Source organism: Paenibacillus endoradicis, assembly GCF_024721975.1.
In genome coordinates this window covers 297,353-314,421 of record NZ_JANQBB010000005.1, presented here as the reverse complement: position 1 = coordinate 314,421, position 17,069 = coordinate 297,353, and the positions used below count along the sequence as shown (strand labels likewise).

The window sequence follows — 17,069 nt, the reverse complement described above, 5'->3', positions numbered from 1 at the left end:
TCAGTACAAAGAAATTGCCATCAAGCTAGGAGCACAAGGTAACATCGTTACCTGTCAGCACGAAGAAGATGCTATGAAGCTAGAGCAGTGAGGAGCGGAATGTACGTTATTGGTACATGAGCACCGGAACAAACGATGAATGGCATCTTCGCCGCCGAAGAAGCTACGCTAGCCTAATCTTCGTGATAATAGGTAACACCGTGATCACAGGTAAAAAGAGGTCAAAGGCAGGGGTAGCCTGTCTTTGACCTCTCACCCGTTACATATTACTTGTTGTCATCTACTACTTCATAATCAGCATCTACAACATTGTCTTTACCTTTTGCAGAACCTTCTGCTTGAGTTGGTTCGCCTTGACCTTCAGCTTGCGCCGCTTGTTCATAAAGTTTAGTAGACAGTTGTTGTACGATTTCCATCAATGCATCAGTAGCTGATTTGATTGCTTCAAGATCATCAGTAGCAATAGCTGCTGTAACTTTTTCTTTTGCTTCGTTAGCTTTAGCAACTTCAGCTTCATCAACTTTACCTTCTAGATCTTTCAATGTTTTCTCTGTTTGGTATACAAGTTGGTCAGCACTGTTTTTCGCCTCAACTAACTCTTTACGTTTGTTATCTTCTTCAGCATGAAGTTCTGCTTCTTTCATCATAGCTTCGATATCAGCGTCGCTTAAGCCGCCAGAAGATGTAATTGTAATATTTTGGCTCTTACCTGTACCTTTATCAAGTGCAGAAACATTAACAATACCGTTCGCATCGATATCAAACGTTACTTCGATTTGAGGTACTCCACGTGGTGCTGGTGGAATATCGTTTAATTGGAACCGACCTAATGTTTTGTTACCAGCTGCCATAGAACGCTCACCTTGTAGAACATGAATTTCTACACCAGGTTGGTTGTCAGCATATGTGGAATAAACTTGAGATTTACTAGTTGGAATCGTCGTATTACGATCGATCATTTTAGTAAATACGCCACCTGCTGTTTCAATACCAAGAGATAGTGGAGTTACGTCTAGAAGAACAACATCTTTAACATCACCAGTTAAGACACCTGCTTGAACAGCAGCACCTAGAGCAACAACTTCATCCGGGTTAACGCCTTTATGTGGGTCTTTACCGATAAGTTTTTTAACTGCATCTTGTACAGCTGGAATACGAGTAGAACCACCAACTAGTACAACACGATCGATCTCACTTGTAGAAAGACCAGCATCTTTCAATGCTTGACGAGCAGGAACCATTGTACGCTCAACAAGAGCAGCAGAAATCTCATCGAATTTCGCACGAGTTAAGTTTAACTCTAAATGTTGAGGTACGCTATCTACCATAGTAATGAACGGCAATGAAATTGTCGTTGTTAATACGCCAGAAAGTTCTTTTTTAGCTTTTTCAGCAGCGTCTTTTAGACGTTGTACAGCTGATTTATCTTTTGAAAGGTCTACGCCTTGTTCTTTTTTGAATTCTGCAACGATGTAATCAATGATCACTTGGTCAAAGTCATCGCCACCAAGCATGTTATCACCACTTGTTGCTTTAACTTCGAAGAAACCATCACCAAGTTCAAGAATAGATACGTCAAACGTACCGCCACCAAGGTCATATACTAGAATTGTTTGATCTTCTGATTTCTCCATACCGTATGCAAGTGCTGCAGCAGTAGGCTCGTTGACAATACGTAGAACTTCTAGTCCAGCGATTTTACCAGCATCTTTAGTTGCTTGACGTTGGCTATCATTGAAGTATGCAGGAACTGTAATTACTGCTTGAGTTACAGTTTGGCCAAGATAAGCTTCTGCATCAGCTTTTAGTTTTTGTAAAATAATTGCAGAAATTTCTTGAGGAGAATATTCTTTTCCATCAATCGTTTCTTTATGGTTACTACCCATGTGACGCTTGATAGACATAATTGTACGATCTGGGTTAGTAATCGCTTGACGTTTTGCAGTTTCACCTACAATACGCTCACCATCTTTTTTGAAACCTACAACAGATGCAGTCGTACGACTACCTTCTGGGTTAGGAATTACGACTGCTTCTCCGCCTTCCATAACAGCAACGCAAGAGTTTGTTGTACCTAAGTCAATACCAATAACTTTACTCATTTTAATTTCCTCCTAAAACTTTTTATATTTTTCTTGAAATGCTTCCTTTAATATAAAGCACTTCAAAAGCATTAATTAAACTTTTTGTGGCTTCACGACGTAACTTCCATGTAACAAAAAGTTACTACGTAACCATAATCTAAACTTTTTATATTGTTTTTGAAGCATTGTTTCTATAGGTGTTCAGGTTTGCTTTTTGAACTACCCTTAAAATAGAGGTTCAAAAAGCGGGCTTTCAGAATCGAGAAGATGAAGCGCTACTTGAGAAAGGCGGAAGCGCAAGTGTACGTTTTTGGTACACGCGAACCGCACTTTCCAAGTTCGCTTCATATTCGATGTCGAATATGCTACGTTAGCCTAATCTTCGTTATCAAAGTCCGCTTTTTGAACTACATCTACTGTTAGCCACTAACTTTAACCATCGCTGGTCTTATTACTTTATCCTTAATCAAGTAACCTTTTTGAAGTTCCTCAACGATAATACCTTCTTCATATTCATCAGTTTCAACAGTCATAACCGCTTGATGATATTCAGGATTGAATGGTTGACCAATCGTATCCATCGTTATTAAACCTTCAGCTTCCACCGTACTCATAAGTAGACGGAAGATCATGTCTACACCTTTTGCCAATGCGTCATAGTCTTGATTAGCAGCTGAAGCTGCGATAGCACGATCAAAATTATCAACAGTTGGAAGTAGATTTTCGACTAGTTTAGCTGATGCATATTTCGCAAGCTCTTCTTTTTCTTTCTGAGTTCTACGACGGAAATTATCAAAGTCTGCTTGAACTCTAAGTAATTTTTGCTGTGCCTCGTCTAATTGTGCTAACAATTCAACTGTTTGCGAATTTTCCTCAGTCACCTCATTAACTTGCGGCTCTTGGGCAGCTTGTTGGGTAGTCTCATTCACTTCATCGTGATTCATATCTGAATCGACCTGCTCAGTCGCAGTATCAACGAATTCATTATTTTGCTTCTTAGTACTCACCCTATCACCTCCTTGAATTAGTTAGAACTTACTCATTTATACCAACGACTCATTGCTGTACCCACATCTTTGGAGATTAGATCTAAGTAACGGATTACTTTTTCATATTCCATCCGAGTTGGGCCGAGAATTCCAATCGTACCAAGCACATTTCCATCTAGCGCATAAGTTGCTGTAATTATACTGCAATCTGTGATGGCTATATGATCATTTTCCGATCCAATACGAACTTGTATCCCTTGTGGAGATGCAGAAAACAACTTCATCACTGTAGGCGTCTCCTCTAGCATATCCAGAATCGTCTTAACCTTATCAACATCTTTGAACTCAGGTTGTATCAACATATTGGTTGCACCACTCATAAATACGCGATGCTCGTCCCCTTGTTTCAACGCATCATCGATAACGTTAAGAAGACCTTCAAAATGACCGACATAGCGTTCAAGTTCCTGGCCTACCTCAGCGTACAGTTTTGCTTTCAAATGGAACAGTGGCACACCTGCAAGCTTCGCATTCAAAATATTCGTCACTTGCTGTAATTGGTCCATGGATAATCCTTGAGGCAATTGTATTGTACGATTTTCAACATGCCCTGTATTCGTAACAATTATCGCAACGGCACTCGTATCAGTTAATGGGATTAAACCAAAATGCTGTAATGAATTAGTAAATAATTCAGGTCCTAATAAAATAGATGTGTAATTGGTTAAGTTCGATAGTACAAGTGCAGCATGTTGGATAACTTGTTCCATACGATTCATCTCATCTGTTACAAATGAGCGAATGACGGAATGATCAATTTCAGAAGTCTCGGTTTTATTAATTAAATGATCTACATAGTAACGATAACCTCTTGTTGAAGGAATTCGACCTGCAGATGTATGTGGTTGTTCAAGAAATCCAAGTTCTTCTAAGTCCGCCATTTCATTACGAATAGTAGCTGGACTATAACCAATATCATCACGCTTAGAAATGCTCCTTGATCCGACCGGTTCTGCTGATCGGATATAATCATCCACTATCGCTTTTAAAATCAACCTTTGTCGTTCTGTTAGCATTTCTCATTCCTCCATTCTTAAGGTGTAAAACTTATTATAATCTATTTCGTTAGCACTCATCAACCCCGAGTGCTAATCGTTAATACAAAAATACCAAATCGGTCTGATTATTGTCAAGTCGATTTGGTATTTATATTAATAATTTATAGGATTTTTTTCATAACTGCGATTTCATCGCATGCATGACGTTTTGGACAGCTAATACAATCTGTCCACACTTTCTCAGGAAAAATCTCTTTTTCAACAACCGTAAAGTCATTTCTCAAAAAAAATGATACCGCATATGTTAACGCCATTATTTTACTAATGCCTTGTGCTTGCGCATTTTCAATAAGGCGATCTACAATTTTCCCACCAATGCCATAACCTTTATAACCCTCGGTCATACCAAGTGAACGAATTTCTACTAAATCATCACCTAGTCTCGTTAATGCTCCGCATCCAACGAATTTTCCATCCACTTCGGCAACAACAAAAGTGTCTATGCTGCGAATAAGTGCTTCCTTCGATCGAGGCAGCATGATTCCTTTCTCAGCGTAACCTTTAATTAATTGATACAAAGATTCTACATCATCTGACGTAGCATTTCTACATAAAACATGTAGTGTTTGCATAGCTGCCTTCACCTCCGAAAAGTACTCATTCATAATTATACAGTCAATATGAATGAATATACATCATTTCGGAGGATTATGCAATCCTATTTATTCCCTATCTTCAAGAAATGCTGCAAACACTTCGTTGCCCAGTAGCAGCCCTTTATCGGTTAATCGGTAGATGATATCATCTTGTATTTCTACACGTTCTAACAAGCCTTTGTCCATTTGATCGTTAATTATCGTTCCAAAATGATAATCTAGCGTTTCATTAGGGAATTGAGCATGGAATACGGATGATTTAACACCATCTGCGAGACGTAAACCAACCATCATAAAGTCTTCCATCGCTTCTTGTTCAGATACCTCAAATTGATCTAGACGAGGTAACTTTGTTTTGCAGGCCTCAATATAAGGTTGAACACCTTTAATATTGACATGTCGCTCTCGATTGACATAACCATGCGCACCAGTTCCTAGTCCATAATACGGCTCATTACGCCAATAGGTAGAATTATGCTTACTCTCAAAACCAGGCTTAGCGAAGTTGCTGATCTCATAATGTTTATAGCCACGCTCTTTAATTCTCTCCATTAATAGGAGAAACATTGCATATTCATCATCTTCATGAGGAAGTACTAATTGGTTACTTTCATAAAGTTTGTGGAACAATGTATTCTCTTCAATTTTCAAGCTATAAAGTGAGTAATGTGGCAAATCAAGTTCTAATGCTTTACGTACACTATCTTCTAATAATTCGACAGTTTGACCAGGCAAGCCGAACATTAAGTCGATCGACATATTCGTAAAACCAATTGCTCTCGCATTTTCAAGACTACGATACACATCTTCTACTTCATGTATACGTCCAATTCGTTTCAATAATTCATTATCAAACGACTGCACGCCAAAACTCAATCGATTGACACCACCATCGAACATTGCTTGTAACTTATCCTTATCTGTTGTGCCAGGATTAGCTTCCATCGAAAATTCAACATCATCAGCAAGTGGGAACCAACGTCTAACAGACGCAAGAAACTTCTCCATCTGAGGAGGCGTTAAAACAGTTGGTGTTCCACCGCCAACAAATACGGTTTTGATCGTTTCTGGCTTCCATATCTCCACTGTTCGTTGCATCTCAAGCTCAAGTGCATCTAAGTAAGCATCAACTGGTTGTCCCTTCAATATATAAGAAGTAAAGTCACAATAATGACATTTATTCGTACAAAACGGGATGTGAATATATAAAGCTTGTGGTATCGGTTGCATTTGCTAACCTCCTAAAACTTTTCATGATACTTCTTGTAATTCTTGAATCGAATGAAAAGTAACATCGTAAGCATTGACTTTACTTTTCATGATACTTCTTGTAACTCTCAAGAGAATGAAAAGTTACTTCGTAAGCATTCAATATACTATATAAAAAGGGCTGCCCATTATCGCTCCTCGAAACGACGATTGGGCAACCCTCAATAGATACTTCATCTTTGCATGAAGTGTATGTTATTCCATTAATCTTCGTCGATCTTCAGAACCGCCATGAAAGCTTCTTGAGGCACTTCAACGCTACCTACTTGCTTCATACGTTTCTTACCTTCTTTTTGCTTCTCTAACAATTTACGTTTACGGCTAATATCACCACCGTAACATTTTGCTAGAACGTTTTTACGCATCGCTTTTACTGTTTCACGAGCGATAATTTTCGTTCCGATCGAAGCTTGAATTGGAACTTCAAACATTTGTCTAGGAATAAGACCTTTAAGTTTACCACAAATGATGCGACCACGATGGAATGCACGATCACGGTGAACAATGACAGATAAAGCATCGACTTGTTCTCCATTCAACATAATGTCCATCTTCACTAGATTAGAGCGGCGGTAGCCAGAAATCTCATAATCGAATGATGCATATCCTTTTGTGCTAGATTTCAATTGATCAAAGAAATCATATACTATTTCTGCTAAAGGCATTTCGTAAATAATCGTTACTCGATTTTCATCTAAGTATTCCATATTAACGAATTCACCGCGTTTGTTCTGACAAAGTTCCATAATAGCTCCAACATAATCATTTGGAACAATTATACTTGCTTTAACGAATGGCTCTTCAACAAAATCTAATTTACCGATTTCTGGATAGTTAGATGGATTGTCGATATTATACGTCTCACCGTTTGTTAAAGTAATTTTGTAAATTACGCTTGGTGCTGTTGTAATTAGTGGAATATTGAACTCACGCTCAATACGTTCTTGAATAATCTCCATATGCAATAGACCTAGGAAACCACAACGGAAGCCAAATCCTAATGCTGTTGAAGATTCTGGTTCGTAACGTAAAGATGCATCATTAAGTTCAAGTTTCTCTAGAGCATCACGAAGATCGTTGTAATCTTGAGAATCAATTGGATAAAGACCACAGTATACCATAGGATTAATACGACGGTAACCAGGCAATGCTTCTGGGGCCGGTTTAATTGCGTCAGTAATCGTATCACCGACACGAGTATCTTTCACATTTTTAATACCTGCCACAACAAAACCTACATCACCAACGCGTAATTCATCGATTACAGTAGCTCGAGGTGAGAATACTCCTACTTCGATAACTTCAAATTCCGCTTTAGTTGCCATAAACCGAATTTTCTGACCTGCTTTAATTCCACCATCCATTACCCGAACATATACGATAACGCCTTTATATGCATCATAATGCGAGTCAAAGATTAGTGCCTTCAATGGTTGGTCAGGGTCACCCGTAGGTGCTGGTACTTTTTCAACAACTTGTTCAAGTATCTCAACAATTCCGATACCTGCTTTTGCTGAAGCGAGTACTGCCTCACTAGCATCAATCCCGATAACATCCTCTACCTCTTGCCTAACACGCTCAGGCTCTGCACTTGGCAAATCAATCTTGTTAATAACCGGAAGAATCTCAAGGTTATTGTCTAATGCCAAATATACATTCGCCAAAGTCTGTGCTTCAATACCTTGTGCCGCATCCACGACTAACAATGCCCCTTCACAAGCTGCTAAGCTTCGTGAAACCTCATATGTAAAATCGACATGCCCTGGCGTATCAATGAGATTAAGAATGTAATCTTCTCCATCTTTTGCACGATACGATAATCGAACGGATTGCAATTTAATTGTTATCCCACGCTCACGCTCAAGATCCATATTATCTAGAAACTGAGCTTGCATTTCACGGGAAGTTAACGAGCCCGTTACTTCTAATAAGCGGTCTGCTAATGTTGACTTACCATGGTCAATATGAGCAATAATAGAAAAATTTCTAATTTTCTTCTGTCTTTCACGAACGTCGGTCATGCCAAACCCCCACACAATCCTTGAATGAAATCAATCAACCTATTATAACAGTAAGCGTTGGGTACATCAATGGAGAAGGTGAAAACTTTTCAAGCGACACACAAATAGAGCGTCGCTTGCGTAAAAATATGATTTTTTGAACTACATCTTCCAATGAGAGTTCAAAAAGGGGGCTTTCGCAAGTCGAGAAGATGAAGAGCTTCTTGAAGAAGGAGGAAGCGCCGGTGTACGTTATTGGTACACGCGGCCCGGACTTCCCAAGTTCGCTTCATATTCGATGTCGAATAGGCTACTTTAGCATACTCGTTATCAAAGTTCGCTTTTTGAACTACCCCTATTAATTTATGACCTTGCTGAACAATTGAGCGATGTACTGCATCCCTGAACTAGAAGCATTTTGAAGAACACCAGAAGTTGTATCCGCTAAACGATTCACAGCAGGTTGCTCTGCAGCTTCATTAAGTAACAATTGCGATTGTAGATGTGTCTTTTCATTTTCCAAAGTTTGCTTCTTCAAGCGAGCAACCTCTTGTTCAAGTGCCGCAATCTCCTGTTCAATTGGCGAAAGTGAAGGATCTATCGTTACTGTTTCTGAGGATGGATTGGTTGTATCAGGAGCTTCATATGCTTCATTTTGTTGAAGAGCAACAGATTGTTGAGGAGATAGTGGACCATATACTCGCTCAATTCCAGTCGTGGTCATCTCCAACATATAAAGCACAATGATCGTCATTGCACTTCCTACTAATAGCCATTTCCAAGCTTTACCTCGAAACATCTCGTTCACGCTCCCTCTCATTACCAATGTAATATGTACCTATTTTTTACTTTCTTCATATATTTCAGATATAATTTCAGCAAGCACATCTGCCGTACGGTATGATTCCTCTAGCGTATTCTCTATTCCACCCACTTCAATGAGTACATTTTGTTCAGCTAGAGATTGATTGTACTCTGCATTACCAGTAGCAGCAGTTTTCCCTAATATACCTCGTGATAAACCTGGATACTTCTCTTCTATCTTTTCATTTATCTTCTTAGCAAATGCTTCATTTTCTTTCCAATTAGTATTGCGTTGTCCGATAATAAAAAACACTTGTGCATAACTGACTCCATCAATTTCTGCAGTTGTATATTTACGCGCTTGCGAATCACGATGTATATCAAAGAAATATTTGAGATTATCATTGCTGGCAATAGCTTCTTTTACTGTCTTTTTTGAATATTTGTAACTATAACTCCATTCATAATTAGGTATCACTGTTGGATAATCTGTATCTGATACCATTGCGCCAATACCTTTGTCTTCAAGTTGTTGCGCTATACGTTTTCCGACTAATGTAATATTTTTCGATTTGGAGCTAGCATTGCTTTCTCCTTCTTGAATCTCGCTATTCCATGATTCTCTATTGTGAGTGTGATAGATAAAAACTACACTATCATCCCCTTTTACTGAAGTAACATCACTAGGTTTCGCTGTTGGTTCTACAGGTACTATTCCATTAGAATCTACACCATCTTTTGGTTCATTCCATTCATCAAGTAAATCATTCATCTGTTGTTGATCAAGACTATTATCAATAGCTGCAACATTAGTATTAGTCTTACTGACACCAGTTATTTGTTTAAATAGCCATATACCTAGTTGACTCATTGAAAATGATTGCGTTGGTTGGTATGAAGCATATATGGGCAATTCTTCAGCTAACATTCCTTGCACATATTTATTTTCGACTTGGAGGGTAAGTCCTGACTCTGTTGTCGTATTAGTATCTGCCAAATTAACTCGTATTAATGCTCCAGCTCCGATAACTACTACCGCAACCATAGTAACAAGTACCATTATTAAAAATCGTTTTGCAAACTTCCATATTTCATTCAATTCGTTCCAATCTTGTTCATTATGTGGAATTGTCATTCTTCTTTCCAATGCGGGTCTCCCCTTTCTCTCTACCACTAGTCTAGTAATCTATTAATACTCTATGAATTTTCAGATTATAGTAGAACAGATATTTACATTTTTATAGATATAACTTCGGTAGACGATATTACTTATTTACAAACATCCTCATTTATAATGAAAAAGCCACTAGAGTAATAGCAAATCGCTACTTTCTAGTGGCCAACATGCGAATCATTAGTGTGTATAGGCTGCTACATTACTTGTATCAATCGCATCATGTAATGCAGCATTCAATCCACTTGCAATAATATTACCTACATCTTCAATAAATTCATCAATTTCTTTCGGTGTCACGAGCATATTATGCCCAATTGGGTCTAATACTTCTTTTACAAACGTTAAACGTTCCTGTTCACTCATCTTGTTCAACAATCCAAAAATCCGATCATTGTCTCCATCTTCTTTAGATAGATGATTGCGCATTAGATCAATAGTATTGTTCACAATCGTTGCTGCATAGAGTACTGTTGGTACTCCAATCGCAATCGTCTTAACCCCTAGACTTTCAAGTGTAAGTCCTTTACGTTTATTTCCGATACCAGATCCAGGGTGAATACCAGTATCTGCGATTTGTATCGTTGTATTTACTCGTTCAATTGACTTAGAAGCGAGGGCATCGATTGCTATAATTAGATCAGGTTTCGACTGATCCACAATACCTTTTACGATTTCACTGGATTCAATTCCTGTTATGCCTAACACACCAGGGGAGACAGCACTTACCGGACGATAACCAGGAGCAACATCATTGGGCATTAGTTCAAAGAAATGTCTCGTCACCATCACATTTTCTACAACGATAGGACCAAGTGCATCTGGCGTTACATTCCAGTTGCCCAGTCCTACAATAAGTACTTTTGCATCTTTGGGAATTTCTAAGCGAACAAGGAATTGCTCAAATTCTTTGGCCATAGCTGTTGCAACTCTATCCTGCAAGGTTGTATCACCATTACGTAGTTCAGGAACTTCAAGAGTGACATAGTGGCCGATCATTTTTCCAATTGCATTAGAACCTATTTGATCTTGAACATGAAGTCTAGTGATTTTAATTCCATTATCCTCATCAGTTTCCATTGCAACGCCTGCTATTGCATCGCCACTTAGTTCCACTGCCATTTCAACGGCTTCCAAGGCAAGATCAGTTCTCACATTATATTGTTGCATATCAATTGAAGTCATTATTTTCCCACCTTCTCATTACGTTGTAAGCATATTGTTAGCGATATATATCCATTTCATGCAATATTGATTTTATTGATTAAGAACCGCTCTGCTATTGCTTTTTAGTATCCATCATGATAATATATTTTAAGTTGTGTTGATAAGGTTTCTGGAAAGAAACGCTTGACTAGTCTAGGAGGTGAATTCCATGCCAAACATTAAATCCGCTATCAAACGTGTTAAAACGAATGAAAAACGTCGTGCTTTGAACGCTTCTCAACGTTCTGCTCTTCGTTCTGCAGTTAAAGTTGCTGATGTAGCAATCGCAGGCACTGATGTTGAAGTAGCTAAATCTGCTTTGATCAATGCTTCAAAAAAATTGGACAAGGCTGTTACTAAAGGCCTAATTCATAAAAATGCTGCTGCTCGTAAAAAATCTCGTCTTGCTAAAAAACTTAACGCTCTTAGCGCTCAAGCATAATAGCTGATGAACGATAAAATCCTCACCTTATTCAAGGAGAGGATTTTTTTATGTTTATTTTTAGTTTTTTCGCTTCATATTCCATGTTGAATATACGACGAAGTCAATCATCATTATCAAAGTCCGCTATTTGACGTTTATCTTAAAATAAAGGTTCAAAACATTTGCTTGTCAGCACCAAGAAGATGCCCCACAGCGAAAACGAGTAGCACAGCGTACGTTATTGGTACGTGAGCACACGCAGGCTTTCGATGGGGGGCATATTCGACGCAGACTAAGCTACGTAAGCATTATCATCGTGATCACAAGTGACTGTTTTGAACTTCATCTATGAGAGAATTGCATTCGATATGTACTCCCTAGTGATAGTATATACAACTCCAACCCAAGTGCTTTATCAACTTGACCTGTTTTCATACCATAATCTAGATCTGCTAAAGAACTTAATAGTAGGGCTAGCTGCTTTATCTCATAATGTCTTGCCTTTTCTGCAGCAAGCTTCACACTATACGGATGTGCACCAAGAATACCAGCCATTTGCTGGGGGCTATAATGATGCTGTTCTAATTCTTTAATCTGTAGCATCATCCGCAATTGGCGAGCTATTAGCGCTACTAGCTTAATTGGCTCTTCTTTGCGAATTAATAGTTGACGATACATAGAAAGTGCCGGAGTTAATTTAATATTGACGATAGCATCTACTAGAGCGAATACATCCTCTTCTACAGTAGTCGTTGTCAACTGTGCCACTAATTCCTCAGTGATCTTCCCACCATCACCAACATGCAAACAAAGCTTGTTCAACTCTTGTGAGAGCTGTTGCATAGATACACCAACACGACTAATAAGTAGCTCTGCTCCTTCAACTTGCATTGATCTGCCTTGATCACCTGCTAGTTTAGTTAGCCACTGTTTCAACTGATTATGATCTAACTCTGGGAAATGAACAACACATCTTCTTTCCTTCATCTGCTTTACAAGTTTTTTACGTTCATCTAATTTTTCTGCATACACTGCAAAAACAATGATCGAACTCTCAAGTGGATATTCCATATACTTCAAAAGGGAGTCAGCATGATGTTCTATCTTGTTACTCTCCTTAATAGCAGCACACATAATTGAACTATCTCTAACAATAATTAATTTTTTATCAAGAAAAAATGAAGGAGACTCCGCTTCAAGTACAATTTCTTCCAATGGCGTTTCAGACGTATCAAACTTAATAATTCCCATACCTTGTTCTTCATCAGTAAATACTTTGTTCTTGACTAGATCTATAAATTGTTCCATTCGATAACGATCTTTTCCGTATACGACATAAAATGGTTTGAAATTACCATTTTGAACATCTTTGATCACATCTTTTGCATCCACCTTACCACCACCTAAATTATCTCATGTTATATAGAGGTTGTTCAAAAATCCCGCTTTTTGAACTTATACTTATATTAATAATTTTATCATTATCTTTAACTAAAACCTATCTAATTGGTTTTAACGACACAAAGTGTAACACTGTCTTACTAAAAGTGCAATAATTGTTCGGTTTAGATATAATAGCAACTTCATTTTTGTTCTAGCACATAAGCTAAAGGTCGTTTGTTCCAATACATTTAGGTATAATGGAAGTTAACCATTCATTATATACATTGGAGGAATTGATTTGCACACTAAACATAGTCTAATGAAACAACTTGAAAATGCAGCAATTGATAAATATGGTACCATCCTAATGCACTCCTCGATGAAACGCATCGGCGACGTTGCAGGCGGAGCAGATACCGTCTTGGATGCCCTGTCACAATATATGCAAGAGGGGCTACTAGTCTTGCCGACACATACATGGTCCTACGTCAATGCAGATAGCCCTAAGTTCTATGTTGAATCGTCTCCAGTATGTGTAGGTATTTTACCTGAACTGTTTCGCCAACGAGAAGGTGTGCTACGCTCACTCCATCCGACTCATTCCGTCGCTGCTTTAGGCCAGGATGCAGAGTCATTTATAACTGGTGCGGAGAGGTTCGATACACCTTGCCACCGCGAATCAGCTTGGGGAAAACTACTTGATCGAAAAGCACAGATATTGTTAGTAGGTGTTGACCAACGGAGGAATACATTCATTCACGGAATAGAGGAATGGATCGACATACCAGGAAGGATGACAGTTGGTCATGAGAACCTATATACGATTCTACCTGATGGAACGGAAATAGAGGTTCCATCTCGAAGACACCACGGGTTATCTTGGTCAGAGCATTTTTGGAAGGTAGAAAGTCTACTTGAGCAGCAAGGTGCAATTTACAAAGCACCATTTGGCGATGCAGATATGTGGGTATGCGACACTGTGAAATTAACACATATACTGACCGATATGCTACTGCAAAATCCAGATTTATTTTCAGATAACGAACCTCTACAAGATTAAATAGCAACCAATAACAACGAAGAACATCAGTTTACCTTTACCACTTAAAGATTATTAATCAAACGCAAAGGCTAAGAAAGGAGAATATGAGATGCAAAACCTTCAACTTGGTCCTTTAGTATTAAATATGGATTTGCTTATCTATTTAATGGCTGGAATAATGGGTGTTCTGGCAGTTCGTATTAGAAGCAGGGGACATTCAGAAAAGGAAATATTACAGTCATATGCATGGAATTCCGTTTTCATATGGATGATCATCTGGAAGGGCAGTCTACTTCTCTTCGACCCGTTGAGCTTTATTCGTAATCCGCAGGCACTTCTTTTCTTTGACGGAGGTTCTAAAGGCTTCTGGCTAGCTACTGTAGTAGCCGTTATTTATATCGGCTATCGTTTCAAGTTTAAACTAGGGCATCGTCATGCTGCTGCGTTCACAGTAATCATGATATCGGGCTGGACCTTGCTATTTAGTGCGGCACAGCTTTTATTAGCTAGCTCTTCACAGCTCTTACATTATGTAATTCTGCTTCTTTCTATCTTGCTGTTGCTATTATTGCATAATCCTTCTAGAGAAATAACAGCTCGTTACACAGTTCAGCTACTTTCTCTAGCCTTTGTCATAGGGCTCATTGGTAGTATGGTGCATGATCAGATACAAGATGGAATATTCTCAGATCGAACATCCACTCAACTTGTAGATGAGGAGAACCATGCAGTTATCGGTATTCGTAATGGACAGAGTGCTCCAAACTTCCAGCTTATAGACGTACAAGGAAATTCTGTGAATTTGGCCGATTATCGAGGGAAAAAAGTCATCATTAACTTCTGGACTACGTGGTGTCGTGTATGTAAAGCAGAAATGCCACATATTGAGAAGCTATACGAGCATTATCAAGGCGGGGATGTTGCGATACTATCTGTAAATGTAACGAGTCAAGAAAATAATACACGTGACGTTGAACAATATGTGGATGAGAGATCACTAAGTTTTCCTGTTATTCTTGATAAAACAGGCACGGTCAGTAAGAAGTATAAAGTATCTGCTTATCCAACCACATTTATTTTGAATGAAAAGGGAATCATTCAAAAACAGCAAGTAGGTGCAATAAGCTTTGAAAGTATGAGGAAAGCAATACTGGATATTTAAAATTAAAGTGCTATCCCGTACGGTCTATTACCTTGCGCGATAGCACTTCTTTATTTACGACGACCTTCTTATTTTATTCAATCGCAATATAGATATCGACCTGTGCATTAGCCGGATCTGCGCTGCGCTCATCATAATATTCGAAGTCACCTGTGAAGGTCCGCTTCATACTGGATGTTTCCGACCATTGCCAAATAGCATTCCACGCTTGAAATACTACCTCTTGAATCGGACCACGTGATGTTGTAAACACAGCATATTTTGCTGCTGGAGTTATGACAAAGTCCAGCCCAGCTGGCTTGTTATCTATATTCTGAACTCTCATACCAATGAGCAGCCGATACCGTCCCTCAGCACCATTCTCATAATCAGTGTAACATCCATAAATAGCGCCATCACTTGCTTTCTCCGCTATAAGTGAGCTAACATCATCCGTATAGAATTTTGTCCATAACGCCCCAAGCTGTCCTTTTCCACTAACTTCTTCTGCATTAGTCGTTATGACACTAATACCTGCTAATATTATGCTATCCTTTTCTTCAATTTTTAATGGCTGGAGATGGGTCGATTTCGGATCTTGATGTCCTCCATATTGAATCTCAGTAGTCATTGTATCACTCCTTCTTAGTTATATTGCAATTATAAAAGAACAAACCTGACAACTATCTGTCAGGTTTGTTCTAACGATCCATATATATTTGCTATTTTCCTAGCTCTACTCTCAATAATTTGACGTAAATGTAGTGGCTCAAGCACCTCGACATCAGGACCTAAACTAAGAATAAATCCATACAACCATTCATTCTCAGGGAAAATTGGTCGAACAAGGATGCTTCTATCTTCCTGGATGAGAATTTCCTCAATACTAAACCACTCCTCAGCAAGATGCTGCCTATTTTTTTGAAAACAAAGTGTAATTTCGATTGAGTTTTGCGATGAAACCCACTCCTCACCTACACTATTCTCTCGTATGGGCATTGAGTCTCTTGTGAAGACTTGCTCCAAAAGAATTGGGTCTTTTATTCGAAGTAGCTTGAACAAGCGAAATTCACCTCGTTTGAGGCAGAAGGCTTCAAGATACCAATGCCTTCCCTTCAATATGAGAGTATAAGGTTCGACAATTCGAAACGTCAGCTCCCCATTGGCGTTGGAATAATTAAATCTCATACGTGTTTGCTGTTCAATTGCTTGCTTGATTAACTGCAACTTAAATTCAAGACTCCCGGAGCTACCCCAAGGAGTAAGGTCGATAATTAAATGATTCGACTTCAAGTGAAATTCTGCTGCTCGAGCTGGAGAGATGATACTATTTATTTTCTCAACAAGCTGTTCATTACTTTGGCTAATGTACGAATTGGACATGCCCCGAAGCGCTGTGATTATAGCCGCTAATTCATCATTTGTTAATACATTGCGATCAAGCCGGTATCCTTTGGCAAGTCCGATTCCCCCGTTCATTCCTTGAAAAGTGACAATGGGGATACCTGCCTGATTAATCGCTTCGATGTCCCGGTAGATTGTACGCACAGAAACTTCAAAACGATCAGCCAGTTCCTTTGCCTGGATAATATTGCGATTTAAAAGCATGGTCACAATTGATAATAAACGATCTAATTTCATATCACAGCTCCAGTGTTTATTATATCTTAAACTTGCTAATTAAAACTTGTTGTTGCTGGGACAACTTCCTCACATCCATAGCAACAATGTGTTGCAGTAAGCATGACATACAAAACAAAGGGATGTTTCATAATAATGAAAACATCCCTTTGTTATTATGTTAACATTCTTAGCTAGATCCATGGTACTAGCTTTAGA

Annotated in this window: 15 protein-coding genes; 3 read left to right on the top strand and 12 right to left on the bottom strand. The window is 38.7% G+C overall.

What is annotated here, in order from left to right:
- Nucleotides 1-266: 266 nt before the first annotated feature.
- The 9 genes from dnaK to gpr form a co-directional block, all read right to left on the bottom strand.
- Nucleotides 267-2,102, bottom strand: a complete 1,836-nt coding sequence (dnaK, locus tag NV377_RS17870; protein WP_258202154.1) for a molecular chaperone DnaK — start codon at nucleotides 2,100-2,102, stop codon at nucleotides 267-269.
- A 401-nt stretch (nucleotides 2,103-2,503) separates the two neighbouring features.
- Entirely contained in the window at nucleotides 2,504-3,091 is a 588-nt protein-coding gene (gene grpE / locus NV377_RS17865) for a nucleotide exchange factor GrpE (RefSeq protein WP_258202153.1), read from the bottom strand.
- Between the two features lie 32 nt (nucleotides 3,092-3,123).
- Entirely contained in the window at nucleotides 3,124-4,149 is a 1,026-nt protein-coding gene (hrcA, locus tag NV377_RS17860) for a heat-inducible transcriptional repressor HrcA (RefSeq protein ID WP_258202152.1), read from the bottom strand.
- A gap of 143 nt (nucleotides 4,150-4,292) precedes the next feature.
- Complete coding sequence (locus tag NV377_RS17855; RefSeq protein WP_258202151.1) at nucleotides 4,293-4,763, bottom strand: N-acetyltransferase; 471 nt, start codon at nucleotides 4,761-4,763, stop codon at nucleotides 4,293-4,295.
- Between the two features lie 90 nt (nucleotides 4,764-4,853).
- Nucleotides 4,854-6,017, bottom strand: coding sequence for a radical SAM family heme chaperone HemW (gene hemW / locus NV377_RS17850; RefSeq protein ID WP_258202150.1), 1,164 nt, complete (start codon nucleotides 6,015-6,017; stop codon nucleotides 4,854-4,856).
- Nucleotides 6,018-6,259: 242 nt separating this feature from the next.
- A complete protein-coding gene (gene lepA / locus NV377_RS17845) occupies nucleotides 6,260-8,077 on the bottom strand; it encodes a translation elongation factor 4 (protein WP_258202149.1) in 1,818 nt (605 codons plus the stop codon).
- Nucleotides 8,078-8,414: 337 nt separating this feature from the next.
- Nucleotides 8,415-8,855, bottom strand: coding sequence for a hypothetical protein (locus NV377_RS17840; protein WP_258202148.1), 441 nt, complete (start codon nucleotides 8,853-8,855; stop codon nucleotides 8,415-8,417).
- A gap of 39 nt (nucleotides 8,856-8,894) precedes the next feature.
- Nucleotides 8,895-10,007, bottom strand: a complete 1,113-nt coding sequence (gene spoIIP, locus NV377_RS17835) for a stage II sporulation protein P (RefSeq protein ID WP_258202147.1) — start codon at nucleotides 10,005-10,007, stop codon at nucleotides 8,895-8,897.
- A gap of 207 nt (nucleotides 10,008-10,214) precedes the next feature.
- Nucleotides 10,215-11,219, bottom strand: coding sequence for a GPR endopeptidase (gene gpr, locus NV377_RS17830; protein ID WP_258202146.1), 1,005 nt, complete (start codon nucleotides 11,217-11,219; stop codon nucleotides 10,215-10,217).
- A 190-nt stretch (nucleotides 11,220-11,409) separates the two neighbouring features.
- Between gpr and rpsT the strand changes: the two genes are divergently transcribed.
- A complete protein-coding gene (gene rpsT / locus NV377_RS17825; RefSeq protein ID WP_258202145.1) occupies nucleotides 11,410-11,682 on the top strand; it encodes a 30S ribosomal protein S20 in 273 nt (90 codons plus the stop codon).
- Nucleotides 11,683-12,006: 324 nt separating this feature from the next.
- Here the strand turns inward: rpsT and holA are convergent, their stop codons facing one another.
- A complete protein-coding gene (holA, locus tag NV377_RS17820; RefSeq protein WP_258202144.1) occupies nucleotides 12,007-13,056 on the bottom strand; it encodes a DNA polymerase III subunit delta in 1,050 nt (349 codons plus the stop codon).
- A 289-nt stretch (nucleotides 13,057-13,345) separates the two neighbouring features.
- On the opposite strand from holA, the gene NV377_RS17815 reads away from it, so the two are divergent.
- Both NV377_RS17815 and NV377_RS17810 read left to right on the top strand, forming a co-directional pair.
- The gene (locus tag NV377_RS17815; RefSeq protein WP_258202143.1) at nucleotides 13,346-14,107 is read left to right on the top strand and encodes an AAC(3) family N-acetyltransferase; all 762 of its coding nucleotides are present in this window, start codon (nucleotides 13,346-13,348) and stop codon (nucleotides 14,105-14,107) included.
- Nucleotides 14,108-14,198: 91 nt separating this feature from the next.
- Nucleotides 14,199-15,251 carry a TlpA family protein disulfide reductase gene (locus NV377_RS17810; RefSeq protein WP_258202142.1) on the top strand — a complete coding sequence of 351 codons (1,053 nt, stop codon included), beginning with the start codon at nucleotides 14,199-14,201 and terminating at the stop codon, nucleotides 15,249-15,251.
- Nucleotides 15,252-15,324: 73 nt separating this feature from the next.
- Here the strand turns inward: NV377_RS17810 and NV377_RS17805 are convergent, their stop codons facing one another.
- Nucleotides 15,325-15,861 carry a GyrI-like domain-containing protein gene (locus tag NV377_RS17805; protein WP_258202141.1) on the bottom strand — a complete coding sequence of 179 codons (537 nt, stop codon included), beginning with the start codon at nucleotides 15,859-15,861 and terminating at the stop codon, nucleotides 15,325-15,327.
- A 59-nt stretch (nucleotides 15,862-15,920) separates the two neighbouring features.
- Nucleotides 15,921-16,871: a helix-turn-helix transcriptional regulator gene (locus NV377_RS17800; RefSeq protein WP_258202140.1), complete on the bottom strand. Its 951-nt coding sequence runs from the start codon at nucleotides 16,869-16,871 to the stop codon at nucleotides 15,921-15,923.
- Between the last annotated feature and the right edge of the window lie 198 nt (nucleotides 16,872-17,069).